Source organism: Candidatus Symbiopectobacterium sp. NZEC135, from assembly GCF_025962695.1.
The window spans coordinates 1-20085 of the sequence record NZ_JAGFPF010000057.1 but is presented as its reverse complement, the minus strand read 5'-3'; the positions used below and the strand labels follow the sequence as shown (position 1 = coordinate 20085).

General features: G+C 52.1%; 23 protein-coding genes. 18 read left to right on the top strand and 5 right to left on the bottom strand.

Features of this window, described 5'->3' with window-relative positions:
- Positions 1-15: 15 nt before the first annotated feature.
- From cheR to J5224_RS19705, 7 genes are all read left to right on the top strand, one after another.
- A complete protein-coding gene (gene cheR, locus J5224_RS19735; RefSeq protein WP_264626970.1) occupies positions 16-888 on the top strand; it encodes a protein-glutamate O-methyltransferase CheR in 873 nt (290 codons plus the stop codon).
- A complete protein-coding gene (locus J5224_RS19730; protein ID WP_264626969.1) occupies positions 888-1940 on the top strand; it encodes a protein-glutamate methylesterase/protein-glutamine glutaminase in 1053 nt (350 codons plus the stop codon). The genes cheR and J5224_RS19730 overlap by 1 nt, the downstream gene beginning before the upstream one ends.
- A gap of 41 nt (positions 1941-1981) precedes the next feature.
- Positions 1982-2371 (top strand): chemotaxis response regulator CheY, encoded by a 390-nt coding sequence (gene cheY, locus J5224_RS19725; RefSeq protein ID WP_195312472.1) that lies wholly within the window; start codon positions 1982-1984, stop codon positions 2369-2371.
- 9 nt (positions 2372-2380) lie between these two features.
- The gene (gene cheZ, locus J5224_RS19720; RefSeq protein WP_264626968.1) at positions 2381-3028 is read left to right on the top strand and encodes a protein phosphatase CheZ; all 648 of its coding nucleotides are present in this window, start codon (positions 2381-2383) and stop codon (positions 3026-3028) included.
- Positions 3029-3246: 218 nt separating this feature from the next.
- Entirely contained in the window at positions 3247-4404 is a 1158-nt protein-coding gene (gene flhB, locus J5224_RS19715) for a flagellar biosynthesis protein FlhB (protein WP_264626967.1), read from the top strand.
- Positions 4397-6478, top strand: a complete 2082-nt coding sequence (flhA, locus tag J5224_RS19710) for a flagellar biosynthesis protein FlhA (protein WP_264626966.1) — start codon at positions 4397-4399, stop codon at positions 6476-6478. The genes flhB and flhA overlap by 8 nt, the downstream gene beginning before the upstream one ends.
- Entirely contained in the window at positions 6475-6888 is a 414-nt protein-coding gene (locus J5224_RS19705) for a flagellar protein FlhE (protein ID WP_264626965.1), read from the top strand. Before flhA ends, J5224_RS19705 begins: the two co-directional genes overlap by 4 nt.
- A gap of 23 nt (positions 6889-6911) precedes the next feature.
- Here the strand turns inward: J5224_RS19705 and J5224_RS19700 are convergent, their stop codons facing one another.
- The 3 genes from J5224_RS19700 to flgA form a co-directional block, all read right to left on the bottom strand.
- Complete coding sequence (locus J5224_RS19700) at positions 6912-7349, bottom strand: flagella synthesis protein FlgN (protein ID WP_264626964.1); 438 nt, start codon at positions 7347-7349, stop codon at positions 6912-6914.
- Positions 7350-7354: 5 nt separating this feature from the next.
- Positions 7355-7651: a flagellar biosynthesis anti-sigma factor FlgM gene (gene flgM, locus J5224_RS19695; protein WP_264626963.1), complete on the bottom strand. Its 297-nt coding sequence runs from the start codon at positions 7649-7651 to the stop codon at positions 7355-7357.
- A 146-nt stretch (positions 7652-7797) separates the two neighbouring features.
- A complete protein-coding gene (gene flgA / locus J5224_RS19690; RefSeq protein ID WP_413544704.1) occupies positions 7798-8469 on the bottom strand; it encodes a flagellar basal body P-ring formation chaperone FlgA in 672 nt (223 codons plus the stop codon).
- Between the two features lie 158 nt (positions 8470-8627).
- On the opposite strand from flgA, the gene flgB reads away from it, so the two are divergent.
- The 11 genes from flgB (at position 8628) to flgL (ending at position 18836) form a co-directional block, all read left to right on the top strand.
- Positions 8628-9044 (top strand): flagellar basal body rod protein FlgB, encoded by a 417-nt coding sequence (gene flgB / locus J5224_RS19685; RefSeq protein ID WP_264626962.1) that lies wholly within the window; start codon positions 8628-8630, stop codon positions 9042-9044.
- Positions 9045-9075: 31 nt separating this feature from the next.
- Entirely contained in the window at positions 9076-9480 is a 405-nt protein-coding gene (gene flgC / locus J5224_RS19680) for a flagellar basal body rod protein FlgC (protein ID WP_264626961.1), read from the top strand.
- A 17-nt stretch (positions 9481-9497) separates the two neighbouring features.
- Positions 9498-10175, top strand: a complete 678-nt coding sequence (gene flgD / locus J5224_RS19675; protein WP_264626960.1) for a flagellar hook assembly protein FlgD — start codon at positions 9498-9500, stop codon at positions 10173-10175.
- A gap of 85 nt (positions 10176-10260) precedes the next feature.
- Positions 10261-11502 carry a flagellar hook protein FlgE gene (gene flgE, locus J5224_RS19670; protein ID WP_264626959.1) on the top strand — a complete coding sequence of 414 codons (1242 nt, stop codon included), beginning with the start codon at positions 10261-10263 and terminating at the stop codon, positions 11500-11502.
- A 20-nt stretch (positions 11503-11522) separates the two neighbouring features.
- Positions 11523-12275, top strand: coding sequence for a flagellar basal body rod protein FlgF (locus J5224_RS19665; protein ID WP_264626958.1), 753 nt, complete (start codon positions 11523-11525; stop codon positions 12273-12275).
- 28 nt (positions 12276-12303) lie between these two features.
- Positions 12304-13086 (top strand): flagellar basal-body rod protein FlgG, encoded by a 783-nt coding sequence (flgG, locus tag J5224_RS19660; RefSeq protein WP_264626957.1) that lies wholly within the window; start codon positions 12304-12306, stop codon positions 13084-13086.
- A gap of 127 nt (positions 13087-13213) precedes the next feature.
- Positions 13214-13927, top strand: a complete 714-nt coding sequence (flgH, locus tag J5224_RS19655; protein WP_264626975.1) for a flagellar basal body L-ring protein FlgH — start codon at positions 13214-13216, stop codon at positions 13925-13927.
- Positions 13928-13947: 20 nt separating this feature from the next.
- Positions 13948-15057: a flagellar basal body P-ring protein FlgI gene (locus J5224_RS19650; protein ID WP_264626956.1), complete on the top strand. Its 1110-nt coding sequence runs from the start codon at positions 13948-13950 to the stop codon at positions 15055-15057.
- Position 15058: 1 nt separating this feature from the next.
- Positions 15059-16030, top strand: coding sequence for a flagellar assembly peptidoglycan hydrolase FlgJ (gene flgJ / locus J5224_RS19645; RefSeq protein ID WP_264626955.1), 972 nt, complete (start codon positions 15059-15061; stop codon positions 16028-16030).
- Between the two features lie 121 nt (positions 16031-16151).
- A complete protein-coding gene (flgK, locus tag J5224_RS19640; RefSeq protein WP_264626954.1) occupies positions 16152-17843 on the top strand; it encodes a flagellar hook-associated protein FlgK in 1692 nt (563 codons plus the stop codon).
- Positions 17844-17873: 30 nt separating this feature from the next.
- The gene (gene flgL, locus J5224_RS19635; protein ID WP_264626953.1) at positions 17874-18836 is read left to right on the top strand and encodes a flagellar hook-associated protein FlgL; all 963 of its coding nucleotides are present in this window, start codon (positions 17874-17876) and stop codon (positions 18834-18836) included.
- Between the two features lie 167 nt (positions 18837-19003).
- On the opposite strand, the gene fliR is transcribed toward flgL, so the two are convergent.
- Positions 19004-19792: a flagellar biosynthetic protein FliR gene (gene fliR / locus J5224_RS19630; RefSeq protein WP_264626952.1), complete on the bottom strand. Its 789-nt coding sequence runs from the start codon at positions 19790-19792 to the stop codon at positions 19004-19006.
- 2 nt (positions 19793-19794) lie between these two features.
- The gene (fliQ, locus tag J5224_RS19625) at positions 19795-20064 is read right to left on the bottom strand and encodes a flagellar biosynthesis protein FliQ (protein ID WP_195312453.1); all 270 of its coding nucleotides are present in this window, start codon (positions 20062-20064) and stop codon (positions 19795-19797) included.
- Between the last annotated feature and the right edge of the window lie 21 nt (positions 20065-20085).

Genomic DNA, 20085 nt, shown 5'->3' with positions numbered 1-20085 from the left:
TTTGAGCGGTTTGATATGAAAAATAACCCATCGCCAAATCGCCTTGAATCTGCGTCTATCCTGACACAGATGGTCGATAGACTGCCGTTGTCGGATACCCATTTTCGGCGTATCAGTCAGTTGATTTACCAACGTGCTGGCATTGTGCTGGCCGATCACAAACGGGAAATGGTTTACAACCGCTTGGTGAGGCGGTTGCGTACTCTGGGACTTAATGATTTTGGGCAATATCTGGCGCTGCTGGAAGCGGACGTCAATAGCCCGGAATGGCAGGCGTTTGTTAACGCACTGACAACAAACCTGACGGCGTTTTTTCGTGAAGCGCACCATTTTCCCATCCTTGCTGAGCATGCTCGGTCAAGGCCGAATGGCTACACCGTGTGGAGCACGGCAGCATCCACCGGTGAAGAGCCTTATTCATTGGCGATCACGTTGGCGGAGGTACTGGGCAATCGCGTGAGTGGTTGCCAGGTCTGGGCCAGCGATATTGATACTCAGGTATTGGAAAAAGCCACGGCGGGGATTTATCGTCAGGAGGAACTGCGCACGCTTTCTCCTCAACAGTTACAAAAATTCTTTTTACGCGGGACCGGGCCTCACAGCGGTTTGGTACGCGTAAGGCCGGAACTCGCCGCGATGGTGCATTTCCAACAGTTGAATCTGTTGGCACCAACCTGGGATGTTCCTGCTCCTTTTGATGCTATCTTCTGCCGTAATATAATGATTTACTTTGATAAAGAGACGCAGGAGCGTATTTTGCGTCGCTTTGTTCCTATGCTTAAGCCGGGTGGGTTATTATTTGCCGGCCATTCAGAAAACTTCAGCCAGATCAGTCGGGAGTTCTACTTGCGCGGGCAGACGGTCTATGGGCTGGCTAAGGAAAGATAATGAGCAAGATTAAAGTACTTTGTGTAGATGATTCAGCGCTTATGCGTCAGATCATGACGGAAATTATTAATAGCCATCCAGATATGGAAGTGGTTGCCACCGCACCCGATCCGCTGGTTGCCCGCGATCTGATCAAAAAGTTTAATCCGCAGGTGTTGACGCTGGATGTGGAAATGCCGCGCATGGACGGATTGGACTTTCTGGAAAAACTGATGCGCTTGCGGCCGATGCCTGTGGTGATGGTTTCTTCGCTGACAGGAAAAGGGTCCGAGGTGACGTTACGCGCGTTGGAATTGGGGGCGCTGGATTTTGTTACCAAGCCGCAGTTGGGGATCCGCGAAGGCATGTTAGCCTACAGCGAGATGATCGCTGAGAAAATTCGCATGGCGGCCAAAGCACGCTTGCCGCAGCGCAGTACGTCCAGCGAACCGACCAAAATTATTCAGCATACGCCGATACTCAGCAGTGAAAAACTGATCGCCATCGGCGCATCGACGGGCGGTACCGAAGCTATTCGCCAGGTGCTGCAACCGCTGCCAGCAACCAGTCCGGCATTACTGATAACCCAGCATATGCCACCAGGTTTCACCAAATCTTTTGCTGAGCGTCTGAATAAACTGTGTCAGATTACGGTAAAAGAAGCAGAAGATGGTGAGCGTGTTTTGCCAGGGCACGCGTATATCGCACCCGGCGCGCGCCATCTGGAGTTGGTGAAAAGTGGTGCCAACTATCAGGTCAGGTTGAATGACGGACCGCCGGTAAACCGGCACCGTCCGTCTGTAGACGTATTATTTCGTTCGGTCGCACAGTATGCCGGACGAAATGCTGTGGGGGTTATCCTCACGGGGATGGGAAACGACGGCGCAGCCGGGATGCTGGCAATGCATCAGGCTGGCGCTTACACTCTGGCGCAAAATGAGGCAAGCTGTGTGGTGTTTGGTATGCCACGCGAAGCCATTGCGATGGGGGGCGTCGATGAAGTGGTAGATTTAAGCCAGGTGAGCCAGCGTATGTTGGCACAAATTTCTGCCGGACAGGCATTACGTATATAGCAACAGCAGCTCCCAGGGAGCAATAAAAATTAGGAGTAGGTATGGCCGATAAAGAACTCAGATTTTTGGTAGTGGACGACTTTTCGACGATGCGCCGCATTGTTCGTAACCTACTGAAGGAACTGGGCTTTAATAATGTGGAAGAAGCAGAGGATGGTGCTGACGCGTTGAACAAATTGCGCGCAGGCGGTTTTGACTTTGTGATTTCCGACTGGAATATGCCCAATATGGATGGTCTGGAGCTGCTGCAAACGATCCGTGCTGATGGTTCTCTGTCGAGTCTGCCTGTCCTGATGGTCACGGCGGAAGCGAAAAAAGAGAACATCATTGCTGCCGCTCAGGCGGGCGCTAGCGGCTATGTGGTTAAGCCGTTCACCGCTGCGACCTTGGAAGAAAAACTGAATAAGATTTTCGAAAAATTAGGCATGTAAGGGGATCGTATGACGTCACATCCTATGCCACCGGTGAATGATACTGCTTCTGCAACGGAGATCATTTCCCGTATTGGCCAATTGACGCGCATGCTGCGTGACAGCTTGCGTGAACTGGGTTTGGATCAGGCCATTGCGGAGGCCGCGGAAGCGATTCCCGATGCGCGCGATCGCCTCGACTATGTTGTGCAAATGACGGCACAGGCGGCAGAACGTGCTTTAAGCAGCGTTGAAGCCGCACAACCCGTCCAGAACCAACTGGAAACAGAAGCCAAGGCGCTAAAAGTGCGTTGGGATCAATGGTTCGAAAATCCGATTGAACTGGCGCAAGCAAAAGAACTGGTCACGGATACGCGCAGTTATTTGAATGACGTACCGCAGCACACCTCTTTTACCAATGCGCAACTGATGGAAATCATGATGGCGCAAGACTTCCAGGATCTGACCGGTCAGGTTATCAAACGCATGATGACGGTGATTCAGGAAATCGAAAAACAATTGCTGATGGTGTTGTTGGAAAACATGCCAGAGCAATCGGCTGAGAAGAAACGGCCAAATGACAGCTTGCTCAATGGTCCTCAGATGGATAAAACCGCCGCAGGCGTGGTATCCAATCAGGATCAGGTTGATGACTTGCTTGACAGCTTGGGCTTCTAATGCAGTCAGAGGGAGTGCGGCAATATAAAGCCTCCCACTGACTATCGCGTCTCTGGCACCGTGATTGATTTGTGGATCAGTCACGGTGTTTCTATTGGTGTTACCCTATCCCTGAATAAGCTATAGGTTTGCTTCGTTGTTCAAGCCATAAGGATTGCGGACATTTGTCATGCTAAGCGTTACTCCTCAACCTGACAGTATGCGATCGGAACACGGCTGTGGCTGAAGATAGCGACCTTGAAAAAACAGAGGCCCCCACACCCCACCGACAAGAGAAGGCGAGAGAGGAGGGGCAGATTCCGCGTTCGCGCGAACTGACCTCGATGTTAATGCTCATTTCCGGGTTGGCGCTGTTGTGGCTGGGTGGCAGTGCCATGGCGCGAAAACTTTCTGCCATGGTGGCTCAGGGGCTTCATTTCGATCCTGGCTTGCTCCGGGACGACAAGCTGCTATTACAACATTTGGGATCGCTGCTGATGCAGGGCGTTTCAGCCTTAATGCCTCTGATGGTTGGTGCAGTGTTGGTAGCGATTGCGTCTCCGATGCTATTAGGTGGCGTGCTGTTCAGCCCCAGTTCTATCAAATTCGACCTGACCAAGCTGAGCCCGATCAGTGGCCTGAAGCGTATATTTTCCTCACAGGTGTTGGCCGAACTGTTTAAAGCCATCCTTAAATCCGTATTGGTGGGGAGCATTGCCGCTTGGTTCTTAATGCACAATTGGGCTGCGATGCTGCATTTGGTGTCTGAACCGCCGATTGCTGCGCTCGGTGATGCGTTGGAGCTGGTGGCAATATGCGCTTTCTTTGTCATCCTGGGATTGATTCCCATGGTGGCATTTGACGTTTTCTGGCAGCTGTGGAGCCATTTTAAAAAATTGCGGATGAGTAAACAGGATATCCGCGATGAGCATAAGCAGAGTGAAGGCGATCCACATGTGAAAGGGCGGATACGGCAACAGCAGCGTGCGTTGGCCCAGCGGCGTATGATGGCTGATGTGCCAAAAGCGGATGTGATCGTTACCAACCCGACCCACTATTCGGTTGCCCTGCAATATGATGATAAAAAAATGAATGCACCCAAGGTGTTGGCGAAAGGTGCTGGCGAAATTGCTTTGCGCATCCGCGAGCTTGGCGCTGAGCACCGTATCCCCGTTTTGGAGGCACCGCCGTTGGCGCGTGCACTGTTCCGCCATGCGGAAATAGGCGAACATATTCCGGCAACACTGTATGCTGCCGTGGCGGAAGTATTGGCATGGGTTTACCAGCTAAGACGCTGGCGGCGTGAGGGGGGACTCATCCCGCGTAAACCTAAAAACCTTCCTGTCCCGACGGCGCTCGATTTTGTACCACATGAAGAGATGAATACCGATGCCTGATTTGGCCTCTTTACTGCGATTACCGACATCCTTTAAAAATACTCAGTGGCAAATATTGGCTGGCCCGGTTCTCATCCTGCTGATCCTTTCCATGATGGTGCTGCCGTTGCCGCCCTTCATTCTGGATTTGCTGTTTACCTTCAATATAGCGCTGTCTATCATGGTGCTGTTGGTGGCGATGTTTACCCAGCGCACGCTGGATTTTGCTGCCTTCCCTACCATTTTGCTGTTCTCTACCTTGCTGCGCCTGTCCTTGAACGTCGCTTCGACGCGTATCATTTTGCTGGAAGGTCACACTGGCACGGCGGCGGCTGGGCGCGTGGTGGAGGCTTTCGGTCACTTCTTGGTGGGAGGCAACTTTGCCATCGGTATCGTGGTGTTCATCATCCTGGTATTGATTAACTTTATGGTTATCACCAAGGGTGCTGGGCGTATTGCTGAAGTCGGTGCCCGCTTCGTACTGGATGGAATGCCAGGCAAACAGATGGCCATTGATGCGGATTTGAACGCTGGTTTGATCGGCGAAGATGAAGCGAAAAAACGCCGCGCAGAAGTGACTCAGGAAGCCGATTTCTACGGCTCAATGGACGGTGCCAGTAAGTTTGTGCGCGGGGATGCCGTCGCCGGTTTGATCATCATGGTGATCAACATTGTCGGCGGGTTGCTGGTTGGGGTGGTACAACACAATATGGCGATGGGGCAAGCGGCAGAAAGCTATACGCTGCTGACCATCGGTGATGGTTTGGTTGCCCAGATACCGGCGTTGGTTATCTCCACGGCGGCGGGGGTGATCGTGACCCGCGTCAGCACTGACCAGGATGTTGGTCAGCAGATGGTCACCCAGTTATTTAACAATCCGCGGGTAATGGTTCTGAGTGCGGCGGTACTGGGGCTCATCGGCATGGTGCCAGGCATGCCCAACTTTGTATTCCTGCTGTTCACTGCCGCGTTGCTGGGGCTGGCCTGGTGGATGAAGCAACGCGAAAATACGGCACCTGCCGCGGGTGTCGAACCGCAACAGCATGAGAAACCTAAAGTCATTGAAGCCACCTGGTCTGATGTACAATTAGAAGATCCGCTGGGCATGGAGGTTGGCTATCGGCTGATTCCGATGGTCGATCACCAGCAAGATGGCGAGTTGTTGGGGCGAATTCGTAGTATCCGTAAAAAATTCGCGCAAGAGATGGGATTCTTGCCGCCCGTGGTGCACATACGGGACAACATGGAATTGCCACCTGCAAGCTATCGCATCCTGATGAAGGGCGTTGAAGTGGGGCACGGTGAAGCTTATCCCGGCCGCTGGATGGCGATTAACCCGGGAAATGCGTTTGGCGAGTTACCAGGCGATAAGACACAAGATCCGGCCTTTGGCCTACCGGCCGTTTGGATTGAAGGTGTCTTGAAAGAACAGGCACAAACGCAAGGTTATACGGTAGTGGAGGCGAGTACCGTGGTGGTCACGCACCTTAATCACCTGATTGGCCTCTATGCGAGCGAATTGTTTGGCCGTCAGGAAGCGCAGCAACTGATGGATCGCGTCTCGCAGGAGATGCCGAAACTGACTGAAGATTTGATCCCCAGCGTGGTTACGCTGACCACGCTGCACAAGGTGTTGCAAAATCTGCTGAAAGAGAAAGTGTCTATTCGCGATATGCGCACCATCATTGAAACGCTGGCAGAACATGCGCCAGTTCAACCGGATCCTTATGAACTCACCACCGTGGTGCGGGTAGCCTTGGGCCGAGCCATCACCCAACAATGGTTCCCGGGTGAGGGCGAGTTGCAGGTGATTGGTTTGGATAGTTCGCTGGAACGTATCTTATTGCAAGCGCTGCAAGGCGGCGGCGGTCTGGAACCGGGGCTGGCCGATCGACTGCTGGTGCAGGCCAAGCAGGCACTCAGTCGTCAGGAAATGCTGGGGGCTCCGCCAGTGCTGCTCGTCAACCATGCGTTGCGTGGTCTGTTAGCGCGCTTCTTGCATCGCAGTTTGCCGCAGATGGCGGTGCTCTCCAATCTTGAAATTAGCGACAGCCGTCAGATAAGAATGACGGCAATGATTGGGGAGGCTCAGTGAACCTCAAATGCTTTTCAGTGTTGGCACTACTGTTTGCGCCTTTGGCAGTCTTTGCGGCGCAAGGGGGCTGGAACGCCAGTAAGTCCGGGGTAACGTTGACTTACCGCGGCCAACTGTTTAACTCCGCGCCCCTGGCACCGACTCCAATTCAGGGGGTCAGCCCGCAGAATTCGATCACTGTGGTTTATTGGCGTTATGCGGTTGATGGGATATATGATCCTGGCTTGCGCGTTAAATTGTGCACCGTACAGCGCTGTGCCGACATTGACGGTGGTAGTGGAGAGACCCAAGCCTTCAGGGGATTACCGGCCACCAGCGAATTTCGCTTTACCTATTTTCTGGAAGGAAAAGGTCGGGTTTATCGCCCAATAGATATACGACAAGTCGAGATAGCGGTTAATTATGAGTGACAGGTTGGGTGCAAGATATGGTGCTAGAGATTGATTTTTCTGCCGCCAATCACCAATCCCGCTGATTGTCCATCAGGCCCATACAGGCTCTGACCGTGGCGCGGTTTCAGTATGGCAATGGCTTCATTGGTATAACTAATGTGTTGGTTTAACAACATACCGTTGTGTTTATTCATATCATGCAAACGTGCGGTGAGTGTCTGAATTGCTTGCCAACGCTCAAACAATACAGTATCGGTTTCATAGGGAGCCTGGAGTTGCAAGCGCACTTCAATCTCTTGCCGATTCTTATCAAGGTATTGCACTGTCGCTAACGTGGCACTTTTGATATCAGTGACTTTCTGTAGCGCTACACTATTGATATGACCCGCGCAGAGCAGAGTTTGCTCTTCAGATAAAATACCGCTCAATTGGCTCAGATTCTCCAGAACCGCATCGAGGGTTGCTTGCAATTTTTCCATAAGTATCAATTATTCGCTAAGAAGTCTTGAGTATCTTTGATCAGTGCATCTGCGATTTTACCCGCATCAATCTGCAAAGAACCATCACGGATGGCCTGCTTCAGCGTTTCCACGCGATTCATATCGATATCTTGCGTGCCGGGTTGCATCAAACGCGCTTGGGCGTCACTCAGCTTAACCTGGGTCCCGGTCACTTCGCCCTGCACAGGCGTCTGTACACGTTTTTGCTTCGTCGCTTCACTGGCATCGCGAGACTGTACTTGACTAACGGGCTTCAGCGGCTGGGTACGTTCAATGCTCATAATCTTACCCTCTAAAATGAGGTGTCAAAAGGTTAAATAATAACCTGATTCCACTCAGGTTTACACAAACGTCACACGAAGGGAAGGGGCGACGCAAAATTTACTCTGTTAGTATCATCGGCAACAACGGCAAATACTTTAATTTATTATTGCGCAATGTAAATAACACCGTCTTCACCGGCAACGCCATTAACGATTTGCCCTGATGCCATACGTATGCGCACCGACTGTCCGGCAGCAGCATTGCCCATCGCTTTCCCTTCACTATTGATGCTAAAACCCACGCCTTGTGCCAGCACCTGCACCGTTTGGCCGGATTTGACCACCCACGCTCGCCGTAGCATCGCACTGGTGAGCGGTTGGCCAGGCGGGAGGTCGCGTAATAATACCGCACCCATGGCATCTTTGGGGAGCAATAGTGCGCGCGGCGGTAGGAGATCCAACCGTCCCGTAGTTTGGCGCAGGTCTGCCGCGGTCAGGGTAACACCGCGCCGCAAAGGGCGGGCACTAACCAGATAATTCCCGGTGACTTGCACTTCCGTCTGAATGAAACGCCGCTGCTCACCGCAGCGAACGGAGACACTGACATTGCCCCACACGCGCGTATTGTTCGATAACGCCAGCAGCGGGGCTTCACACTGCGGCCATTGCTCCTGCGGTGTTTTGACAACGACGGTAAGGCTGGTTTGCTTGTCCGGGAAACGGGCGTGAAAAAACCGCTCGAGTTGCGTCTGCAAATCCGCAGCAGCGGTAACGTTTATCCCCCCTATCAGGCTGGCGAGCAGTGCAAAAAAAATAGAGTAAAACCGGGTTTTCACTGACGTCACCTCTTGATAATCACGGCCTTGCTTAGTGTAACGGTCTTAAGGGGGCGTTAAGGCAACAAATAGCGTTGCATTTTACGCTTATTCTCGCGATGACGTTATCAACATCGGAATTATCCTAGCTGCTCCAAATTCTCATTTGCGGAGGGAGCATGCTTGACAAACTTGACGCCTCATTCCGGTTTCAACAAGAAGCGTTGAATCTGCGTGCCCAACGACAGGAAATCCTGGCGGCGAATATCGCCAATGCTGACACGCCGGGTTATCAGGCGCGAGATATCGATTTTGCCAGCCAACTCAACAAAGTGATGGATCAAGGCAGAGTGAACGGCACAGGCATTGCGTTGAAAACCACCTCCGCTCGCCATATTCCGGCACAGAATTTCCAGCCACCAGAGCTGGATATGTTGTATCGCGTTCCTGATCAACCTGCACTGGATGGCAACACGGTGGATATGGATCGCGAACGTACCAATTTTGCCGACAACAGCCTGAAATATCAAACCAGTCTCACCGTATTAGGCGGTCAGATCAAAGGCATGATGTCAGTGCTGCAATCAGGTTCCTAATGAGCGCGATGGAAGAGGAGGCTAAGGCGTTATGTCACTGCTAAGCATTTTTGATATTTCCGGTTCCGCGCTCTCAGCGCAATCTCAGCGTTTGAACGTCAGTGCCAGTAACCTGGCAAACGCAGACAGCGTGACCGGTCCTGATGGGCAGCCCTATCGCGCCAAACAGGTGGTGTTCGAGGTGGCAGCCCCCGCAGGACAGGCGACCGGTGGCGTGAGGGTGGCGAATGTTATTGAAGACACTTCACCCGCTCGTCTGGTTTATGAACCCGGTAATCCGTTGGCTGATGGGCAAGGTTATGTGCGTATGCCAAACGTGGATCCGGTTGCGGAGATGGTCAACACCATCTCTGCATCGCGCAGTTATCAGGCCAACGTTGAGGTGCTTAATACCACCAAGACGATGATGCTGAAAACATTGACCCTTGGGCAATAATCGGGAGATACGTGCAAATGTCGGTCACGGTTAATGATACTACTTCCGCCAGCAAAACGAGCAGTACCAGCGGTTCGTCAACATCGGTAACGGCAAACACCAGTGCCGATCTGCAGAATCAATTTTTGACGCTGCTGGTTGCCCAGTTAAAAAACCAGGATCCCACCAACCCCATGGACAACAACCAACTGGTAAGTCAGTTGGCGCAGTTGAACACGGTCAGCGGCATTGAGAAGTTGAACACTACTTTGGGGTCTATTTCCGGGCAGATCAACAATAACCAGTCCATTCAGGCAACCACCTTAATTGGTCATGGTGTGATGGTGCCGGGTAACGAGATTCTGGTGGGCAAAGAAACCAGTACCCCGTTTGGCCTTGAGCTGGAAAGTGCAGCAGATAACGTTACGGTCACCATCAGTGACAGCACCGGTAAGGTGGTGAGCACTCAAGAGCTTGGCGCACAGACAGCGGGTGTGCACTCTTGGGGATGGAATGGCAAGCTGACCGACGGTACAGCGGCACCTGACGGTTCTTACACCTTTACCGTTGCCGCCAGCACCAGTGGCGCGCAACAAACTGTACAGCCATTACGTTATGCCCTGGTTAATGGGGTGGTTCGCAATGACTCTGGTGCCCAGTTGGATCTGGGGCTACAAGGCAAAGCGACGTTGGACGACGTGCGGCAGATTTTGTAACTCAATGACAGCGTTACGCACAGAACCCGGCTTACCTTGAAACCGTTTCTGAAACATGAATTAACCGATTTCCCCGGAGAGCACCATGAGTTTTTACCAAGCGGTCAGCGGCTTGAATGCCGCATCGAAGCAACTGGACGTTATTGGCAACAACATCGCCAACTCAGCGACTGTTGGTTTTAAAACGGGTACCATCGCATTTGCCGATTTATTTGCGGGTGGTACGGGCTTAGGGACAAAAGTGGCTTCCACGCTACAGGATTTCGGCGACGGTTCGCTGAACTCGAGTACGCGTGCGCTGGATGTGGCAATCAGCGGAAATGGCTTCTTTCGTTTACAGGACAGCAGCGGCTCAGTTTACTTTAGCCGCAACGGCCAGTTCACACTGGATGGTGCGACTCGCAATATCGTCAATATGCAAGGTATGTTGCTGACGGGCTATCCGGTTGCTGGCACACCGCCGGCCATTCAGCAAGGGGCGGACCCGGTGCCGTTGACGATCCCTGAAACGCCAATGGCTGCCCAGCAGACCACTATCGCCTCCATTGTTGCCAACTTGAACTCCTCCGATGCGGTTAAGACCTTTGATCCGGCTAACAAGGAAACGGCAAACTACAAAGGTTCCATTACCGTTTACGATACCTTGGGTAACCCCCATAACATTGGGTTGTATTTCGAGAAGACCGGCAATAACAAGTGGAACGTAAACGTGCAGGATGGCTCTGTTACCGGATCGGCATTCACCAAACTTGAACTGGAATTCACCGAAAGCGGTGCGTTGAAAGCACAGACGCAGACGCAAATGCTCGGCACCCCACCGGTTGCGACCGTCGTTACTGGGACCAGTACCATTCCATTGCCATCACTGGATGGATCGCTGGCATCGTCATTTACGCTTGATTTTGCAGGCAGCGTGCAACAAAACTTTGGCGGCAACAGCAACAAAGCACCTGTGCAGAACGGTTACGGCCCGGGCAGCCTGGTTGGCTATAGCGTCAGCGATGGCGGTGTGATTACCGGTAAATATTCCAACGACAAAACGCAATCCTTAGGTCAGATAGCATTGGCCAGTTTCTCCAACCCAGAAGGCCTGTCCATTGAGGGCGATAACGCTTGGTCCAGTACAGACAAATCCGGTCAACCGGTTGTCGGCCAGGCGGGCGTGGGGAGCATGGGGACGTTGCTGGGCAATATGACAGAAGGCTCCAACGTGGATATGAGTAAAGAGTTGGTGGATATGATTGTTGCCCAACGCTTCTACCAGTCTAACGCGCAAACCATTAAAACGCAGGACTCCATCCTGCAAACGCTTGTCAGTATGCGTTAATCGTTTAGCGGAGAGACTCCATGGATCACGTTATTTATACCGCGATGGGTGGTGCCAGTCAGTCACTTGAAAAGCAGGCGATTACTGCCAACAACTTGGCTAATGCATCAACACCGGGTTTTAAGTCTCAGTTGGCGGCGCTGCGTGCCGTCCCCATTAATGGGCCGACGAATCACACTCGGACGCTGGTTGTTGCTTCTACACCGGGCGCGGATATGTCGGAAGGTGTCATGGATTACACCGGTCGTTCCATGGACGTTGCTCTGCCTAAAGAGAGTTGGTTGGCCGTGCAAACCGCTAACGGTGAAGCCTATACCCGTAACGGTAATATGGAACTCAATGCCGATGGGCAGTTGACTATCCAGGGACGCCTTGTAATGGGCGATGGTGGTCCGATCGAGATTCCCCCCAATGCGCAAATCAGTATCTCTGCCGATGGCACTATCTCTTCTCTGAATGCGGGTGATGCACCCAATACCATTGCGCAGTTGGGCCGCCTGAAGCTGGTAAAAGCGACGGGACAAGAAGTCACCCGTTCTGACGATGGCCTTTTTCGTTTGACGCCAGCGGCTCAGCAGCAGCGCGGCAATGTATTGCAGAACGATCCCACCGTGCGCGTTATGCCTGGTGTACTCGAAGGCAGCAATGTCGATTCGGTTGGTACCCTGGTGGATATGATTGCTAACTCACGTCGCTTTGATATGCAGATGAAAGTGATTAGCAGTGCCGACACTAATGCTCAGAGCGCCAATCAGCTATTGGCAATCAGCTAACACGCCCATTGCGTGAAGGAGTTGTTTTATGATCCGTTCATTATGGATTGCAAAGACCGGTTTGAACGCACAGCAAACCAATATGGATGTTATCTCCAACAACCTGGCGAACGTCAGCACCAATGGCTTTAAACGTCAACGTGCCGTGTTTGAGGATCTGCTGTATCAAACCATTCGTCAACCGGGTGCGCAGTCTTCTGAACAAACGACCTTACCTTCTGGGTTGCAATTGGGTACGGGTGTACGCCCTGTTTCAACTGAGCGTATTCACACGCAGGGTGGCATTTCTGAAACCGGTAATTCCAAAGACGTGGCGATTCGTGGGCAAGGTTTCTTTCAGGTACAGATGCCTGATGGGACTACCGCGTATACCCGTGATGGCGCGTTCCAATTTGACGGAAACGGGCAACTGGTGACCTCAAGTGGCTATCTGGTACAGCCAGCCATTACTATTCCTGCTAATGCCACCGAGCTTTCAATCGGTCGTGACGGTATCGTCAGCGTGAAATTGCAGGGACAGACGGCACTGAACCAGATTGGTCAACTGACGCTGGCAACCTTCATCAATGACAGTGGGTTGGAAAGCATTGGTGAAAACCTTTATCTGGAAACCACCAGTTCCGGGGCGCCCAATGAAACCAACCCTGGGCTGAACGGTGCAGGGCTGTTGATGCAAAAATATGTGGAAACCTCTAACGTTAACGTGGCGGAAGAATTGGTCTCAATGATCCAGACGCAGCGTGCGTATGAGATCAACAGTAAGGCGATCTCCTCTTCCGATCAGATGTTGCAAAAACTGACCCAGTTATAAAACCGGGTGATTGACGGGGCGGTGATATGGATAAAACGGCGATGCTTCGGTTACCCGCTTTATCCCTGTCATTGCCCCGTTGAGCATGATTAAATGGGCAACCTTTAAGGCGATATCCGTAGTGATGATGATGCAAAAGCCGGTGATCAAACCGTTGTGCCAGCCGCGTTCGCTGGCGTTGGTCGTGATGTTGACGCTAAGCGGTTGCGCCTATATTCCTCATGATAAAGTGGTTACCGGCCCCACCTCTGCCCAGCCTGCGCCACCAACGGCAGCCGCGCCCAATGGCTCAATTTTCCAGGCGGTGCAGCCGATGAATTATGGCTACCAGCCGATGTTTGAAGATCGGCGCCCACGCAATGTTGGTGATATTTTGACCATCGTTTTGCAGGAAAACGTCAGCGCCAGTAAAAGCTCTTCCGCTTCTGCCAGTCGTGACGGTTCCTCCTCGTTTGGCGTAACCACAGTGCCGCGCTACCTTGAAGGGCCGCTGGGTAATAATCGCGCCGATCTGGCCGCCGAGGGTAAAAATGACTTCGCCGGTAAGGGCGGTGCCAATGCCAATAACACCTTCAGCGGTACGATTACGGTGACCGTAGGGCAGGTGCTGGCCAACGGTAACTTGCAGGTAGTGGGTGAAAAGCAGATTGCTATCAATCAAGGCACTGAATTTATCCGTTTTTCCGGTATCGTGAACCCGAGAACCATCAGCGGTACTAACTCAGTGCCTTCCACGCAGGTGGCGGATGCGCGTATTGAATATGTGGGCAACGGTTACATCAATGAAGCGCAAAATATGGGTTGGTTGCAGCGCTTCTTCCTCAACGTTTCTCCGTTCTAAGCTAAGTAAAGAGGTACAGAATGCGGATCGCGTCGTTTTTTAGCCTGATGTTAGCCTTAGTGGCTTTCTTGCCTGCGCCCTCGCAGGCCGACAGGATCCGTGACCTTGTTGATATACAAGGCGTACGGGAAAACTCGTTGATTGGTTATGGTTTGGTGGTTGGGCTCGATGGGTCGGGAGACCAGACGATGCAAACCCCGTTTACTACTCAAACCCTGACTAACATGCTGTCACAATTGGGTATCACCGTACCGGCCGGGACCAATATGCAGTTGAAAAACGTGGCGGCAGTCATGGTCACGGCGAAACTGCCTGCTTTTGGTCGTGCTGGACAGGCCATCGACGTGGTGGTTTCTTCGATGGGTAATGCCAAAAGTTTGCGCGGCGGGACCTTATTGATGACCCCACTCAAAGGGGTGGACAATCAGGTTTATGCATTGGCGCAGGGTAACGTTCTGGTCGGCGGTGCAGGCGCTGCCGCCGGTGGCAGCAGCGTACAGGTTAACCAGTTGGCAGGGGGGCGTATTACCAACGGTGCGGTGATAGAGCGTGAACTGCCTTCCACCTTTGGTGCCTCTAATTTGATCATGCTGCAACTGAAGCAGGATGACTTCTCCATGGCTCAGCGCGTTAGTGATGCTATTAACCGCTCAGGATTGGGTGGCAGTGCGACACCTGTGGATTCACGTACCATTCAAGTCATTGCGCCCCGCGGTAACAGCTCCCAGGTGCGTTTCCTCGCTGATGTCCAAAATCTCGATGTCAATATCGGCGTTCAGGATGCCAAAGTTATCGTTAACTCTCGCACCGGATCGGTGGTGATGAACCGCGAAGTGACCCTGCAAAGCTGTGCCATTGCACAAGGTAATCTCTCTGTCACTATCAACCAGCAAAATGTGGTCAGTCAACCGGACACGCCATTGGCCGGTGGTCAAACGGTGGTGACGCCGCAAACCGAGATATCGCTCCAGCAGGGTGGTGGTGCATTGCAACGGGTTAATGCCAGTGCCAACCTGAACAATGTGGTGCGCGCACTGAACTCCTTGGGCGCAACGCCGATGGAACTGATGTCAATTCTACAAGCGATGCAGAGTGCGGGTTGCCTGCGCGCTAAACTGGAAATCATCTAATATGGCCGATATTCAGTCGCTCAATAATGCTGCGTATGACGCGCAGTCATTGAATTCGCTCAAGCGAGAAGTTTCCAGCGATCCGCAGAGTAAAGAGGGGATTCGAGCGGTTGCGCGCCAGATGGAAGGCATTTTTGTCCAGTTGATGATGAAGAGCATGCGTTCGGCGTCGATGGAAGATGGGTTGCTGAATAACGACCAAACGCGGCTTTATACCTCAATGTATGACCAGCAGGTAGGGCAGCAAATCGCTTCCGGTAAAGGGCTCGGCTTGGCGGATGTGATGGTCAGGCAACTGACGGCGACGCAAAATGGGGTGGTGCCCTCTGAGCAAGCAGCAGAGGACAATGCTCCTGCTGTTCCGTTACGTTTTGACGGTGCCCTGCTCAGAACCATGCCGACAGCCGAAGTGGAGCAAATGGTGCGCAAAGCCGTGCCCAAACTGCCTTCCATGGGGTCGGCATTGCCTCTGTCGAGCAGTAATTTTGTTTCACAACTTGCCGTACCAGCACAAATTGCCAGCCAGCAAAGTGGTATCCCTCATCATCTGATTATGGCACAGGCGGCGCTGGAATCCGGTTGGGGGCAGCGCGAAATCCCGACCGCCGATGGTCGCCCAAGCCACAACCTGTTTGGTATTAAAGCCGGCAGTAACTGGGATGGTCCTGTCACCGAGATCACCACGACCGAGTATGAAGATGGCGTGGCCAAGAAGGTCAAGGCAAGCTTCCGAGTGTATGACTCCTATATGGATGCGCTGGGTGATTACGTCAACTTGTTGACTAAAAACCCGCGTTACAGCAACGTTGCGGCAGCGGGAACGGCTGAGCAAGCTGCGCACGCGTTGCAGCGCGCGGGCTATGCGACCGATCCGCAGTATGCGCAAAAACTGATCAACATGATCCAGCAGATGAAGAATACCAGCGAAAAAGCGGTCAAAGCGTATACCCATGATTTAAGCCAACTGTTTTGATTTTTTTCTGAAGATTTTCCCTGTCTTGCCGATAACTGGTATTAGCGATGAAAGTGGAGTCAATCACTTTCTGTACAGATTTTATTTGTAGGGGATTCATGCCCGTGGAAAGGACGTTTAGATGGCCAATTTAGTAAATACTGCGATGAGTGGGCTGAAGGCAGCGCAAGCAGCATTAAGCGCGGTCAGTAACAATATCAGTAACCAAGCGGTGACTGGATATAGCCGCCAGACCGTGCTGCTTGAACAAGCCTCGGGCACGAAGAACGGTAATGCCTATGTTGGTAACGGTGTGAATTTGGTTTCAATCAATCGTGATTACAACGATTTTATTGCCAACCAACTGCGTGCCGCGCAAAGCACCAGCAGTTCGGTGACCACCAGCTACGAGCAGATCTCCAAAATCGATAACCTGCTGGCAAGCAGTACCACCAATCTCTCGTCTTCCTTGCAGGAGTTTTTTACCAACCTGCAAAACGTTGCCAATAACGCAGGTGACTCTTCTGCGCGTCAAACCATGATCGGTAAAGCGCAAGGGTTAGTGAACCAGTTTAAGGTTACCGATAAATACCTGCGCGACATGGATTCCAGCATTAACAGCGAAATTAAAAGTGTGCTCGGCCAGGTAAATACCTACTCCAGTCAGATTGCTAATCTCAACAAAGAGATTACGCGTTTGCAGGGTGCTAATCAGGGGGCTCAGCCCAATGATCTGCTGGATCAGCGCGATCAGTTGGTGAATGATCTTAATAAACTGGTGGGCGTGGATGTCACGGTGCAAGATGGCTCGATTTACCACGTCTCGCTGAAAAATGGTATGAACCTGGTTCAGGGCACGCGCAGCTTTGATTTGGTCACGGTTGCTTCCAGCAGTGATCCGCAGCGTGTTGCAATAGGCTATGACGATCCTACCGTGGGCGTCAGCGAGCTGCGTGACAGTTCCATCTCCGGCGGTAAACTCGGCGGGTTAATCTCTTTTAGAAACGATACCCTCGATACTACACGTAACCAGGTCAACCAATTGGCGCTGGCCTTCTCGGATGCGTTTAATACCCAACATAAAGCCGGGTATGATTATGAGGGTAAACCTGGCGAGAATTTCTTTGATTTTGGTGACCCTGTCGCTTACGAGAACAGCAGAAATACCGGCAAGGCGGTCTTGAGCGTTTCTTATAAAGATACTTCCGCTGTGCAGGCTACGGATTACTCGGTGCGCTTTAACGGGACATCGTGGGATGTGACTCGCACAGCAACCAATACCACAGTGACGGGTCTGACACCGGATCCTGTTACCGGGAAACTCACCTTTGATGGTCTTGAAGTTACCGTCACAGCAGGAAGCAGCCCCTTGACAGCTGGCGACACCTATTTGCTCAAACCGGTCAGCGACGTGATTATTGGTATGAAGGTCGCTATCTCCGACCCGAATAAAGTGGCGGCAGCATCGACCAAGCTCGACGAAAATGGCAATCAAGTGCCCGGTGAATCAGGCGGACCGAGCGATAATACCAATGCCAAGGCGCTGTTAGCTTTGCAGAATCTGAAAGTCGTTGGTGGTAATGCCACCTTCTCGGGGGCGTATGCGAGCATCGTCGGGGATATCGGTAATCAGACCAGCACGCTGAAAATCAATAATACGTCACAGTTGAATGTGGTGAAACAGTTAACGGCCGAGCAGCAGTCTGTATCCGGCGTAAACCTTGACGAAGAATACGGCGATTTGATGCGTTACCAGCAGTATTACATGGCGAATGCGCAAGTGGTTCAAACCGCACAGGCACTTTTTGATGCGCTGCTCTCCATGCGCAGCTAATTGGCGATCGAAGAAAGAGGAATTTATACCATGCGTTTAAGTACCAGCATGATATACCAGCAGAATGTGAACGGTATTCTGAATGGTCAGTCCCTTTGGCAAAAAGCGGGCGAGCAATTGGCCACGGGCACCAAGGTCACCACCCCTTCAGACGATCCTATCGCTGCGTCTCAGGCAATCATGATCGGTCAGGCGCAGGCAGAAACGGACCAGTTCACGCTGGCCAGAACGTTTTCTCGCCAGAACATGTCTCTAGAATTGTCAGTATTGGGCAGTATTGTTAACGCGGTTACCACGGCGTCTACTGAAGTGATCAGTTCGGGCGGCATAAAAAGTAATGACGATCGCACAACTCAGGCTCAAGCACTGGAAGGTCTCAAAGCGCAGTTGCTGAACATCGCTAATACCACGGATGGCAACGGCAACTACATTTTTGCCGGTTACCAGACAACAACAGCGCCCTACGTACAGGATCCAACCACTAAAGTCGTGAGTTATGTCGGTGGTTATACGCCGATTTCTCAGCAGGTCGATTCGAACCGTACCATGACGGTGAGTAGTATCGGGCCGGACGTATTCAATAATGCGACAGGTGATGCGGTAAAAGAACCCAATGGATCAGTGCAGAAAGATCTGTTTGCCACTCTGGATATCGCCATTAATGCCTTGAAAACGCCTATTGCGGAAGGTGATACCGCTGCACAAGAGGCGCTTCAGGTTGCATTAGCTACGGCAAACCGGGGGTTACGCAATTCACTGAACAACGTCTCCTCCGTCGAGTCAGGGGTTGGTATCCAGTCGCAAGAGCTCGATCAGCTTGATGCCATTGGTGCCGATCGCAAGCTGGCTAACACGCAGGCCAAGAGTGCGTTAGTGGATACGGACTGGGTACCTGCTATTTCGTCCTACATCATGCAGCAAGCCTCTTTGCAGGCGGCCTACACCACCTATCAAAATATGCAGGGAATGTCACTGTTCCAAATCAACAGGTAAAAACAGTGATGCGGCACAGATTTGAATACGCTTAAACCGGGCGTGTTCTTTGGGCATGTCATTTTTTAAATGGCGTGCCGTTTTTTGTTTTTATTCCCTTATCTGCCTGAATGCGCAATCTGCGCAATTGAAGTCACTGCGTTGGCAAAGCCTGAAAGCATTGTCTATCAGGGGGCCCGCGACAGTTTTGTTATTACGTCGGCAAGAACATTGAAGATTTCACTGAATAAGTGCTCGGTGAAGGGGGCTAGTAGGAAAATCAGCATACCGAACGTCATGATACCCGCAGTCAATGTCAGTGGAAAACCAATGACAAATACGGTGAGCTGAGGGGCAACGCGGTTTAACAAGCCGAGAGCGATGTTTAGCGTCAGCAGCAACGTAATCAACGGCAGGGCCAGCATCATGCCATTGATGAAAATCATGCTGCCTGCCCGCGCCAGCCCCAGAAAACCATCACCGCTGAGGGGGACCGTGCTGATTGGCAGAGTATAAAAGCTGTCGGCAATCAGGGATATCATCCACAAATGGCCGTTAAATGCCATAAACAGCAACATCGCCAGGATATTGAGAAAGCGTGCCAGTACCTGCATATTCGGCCCACCAGTGGGGTCAAAAAAGGTGGCAAAGGCCAACCCCATTTGCATACCGATGAGTTCACCCGATAATCTGACGGCAGCGAAGGCCAACTGCATGGTAACGCCAAGTGCAGCACCGATAAGTAACTGCTGAATAATGACCCACACGCCACCGACAGAAAATAGCGGTGTGGTAGTGGTCGGCAAATAGGGGGCGACCAGCAGGGTAATAACGAGTGCCAGGTAGATTTTTACCCGTGCTGGTACCGCGCGTTCATTAAATACCGGGCAGGTAGTAATTAACGCCATGATACGTACCAGAGGCAACAGGAACTGATTGACCCAAAGTTCCCACTGTGTGCTATCAAGCGTCAGCATGGCTAGCCAATGATTGTCGGCAGTTGGCCGAACAAGGTGCGCATGTAATCCAGCATCAAGCTAAGCATCCAGGGTCCCGCAATCACCAGTGTGAAAAACACCGTCAGAATTTTCGGGATGAAGGAGAGCGTCATTTCGTTGATCTGGGTTGCAGCCTGTAACAGACTGATAATCAAGCCGCTGAACAGCGCTGATAGTAGAGGCGGAGCTGCGAGCGCCAGTGCGACCTTCATTGCTTCATAGCCTAAAGCCATTACGGATTCTGGCGTCATCGGGCGACCTTAGTAGGAATT